This window comes from Vibrio sp. 1580, assembly GCF_033340055.1.
In genome coordinates this window covers 1-896 of sequence record NZ_JAWOVT010000127.1, presented here as the reverse complement: position 1 = coordinate 896, position 896 = coordinate 1, and the positions used below count along the sequence as shown (strand labels likewise).

Here is an 896-nt window from a genome sequence, read left to right as displayed (position 1 = left end):
TGACTTCGGCGAGAAGATATTGCCATTCACCTTTTTGGTCATACAGGTAGTAAAAATTCACTGGACTAAAATAGAGCCCGAGATAACGCAAATGACAGACAGCCAGCACTTTGCCGCTGCAACGTACGCCCGTAAGTTCTGCGACTTTATCTTGCACCGCTTTTTTCAAACTCCCTTCACCGAGGTAATCATCACGTTTGAATCGAGCCCAATGCCACCAGCGAGTCCCAAAGCCCCAAACTTTTTTCTCAAGTACGCCAATTTCATCCAAATCAATCGCTGGCATAAACATTGAGTAATTCAGCTCGTGCTTAACGGGCGTAAAACGACGATGCCTTACATTGCCTATAAATAACTGGCTGTGAGAAGGGATACTCATATTACGCAGCACCTTGTTCATAACGTGTGTCGTTTTTCTCGTTATGTTTAGCGGCAATTCCTTTCACAACATCCAAAGCACTGCGCACGCCATCTTCATGGAATCCGTTGTACCAATAAGCGCCACAAAACCACGTATGTTGAGCTCCTTGTATTTCTTCTTGGCGTTGCTGGGCAGCGATAGACTCCATCGTAAAGACAGGGTGATGGTAGGTGAACTGACGCAGAATCTTGTTCTCGTCGATATCTTCAGTACGGTTTAAGGTGACGCAGAATGTGTGTGAAGAGTCGATATGCTGCAAAATGTTCATGTTGTCCGTCAGGGACGGCAATCGTTGCTGCTCCTCTTCGCCTCCTTCCAGCAAATAGTTCCACGATGCCCATGCAGATTTTCGTTTCGGTAATACACTCGTGTCAGTGTGAAGAACCACATCATTTGCTTGGTAAGCCATATTAGACAAAATGTCGTTTTCACATGACGAGGCATCACTGAGCATCGCTAAAGCCTGGTCGCTATG

General features: G+C 46.0%; 1 protein-coding gene and 1 pseudogene. Both read right to left on the bottom strand.

What is annotated here, in order from left to right; genetic code table 11:
• A partial coding sequence (locus tag R7093_RS24495) for a DUF1365 family protein (RefSeq protein WP_318146921.1) occupies nt 1-379 on the bottom strand: 379 nt, incomplete at its 3' end.
• Nucleotide 380: 1 nt separating this feature from the next.
• Nucleotides 381-896, bottom strand: a pseudogene (locus R7093_RS24490) (FAD-dependent oxidoreductase); the annotation flags it as partial.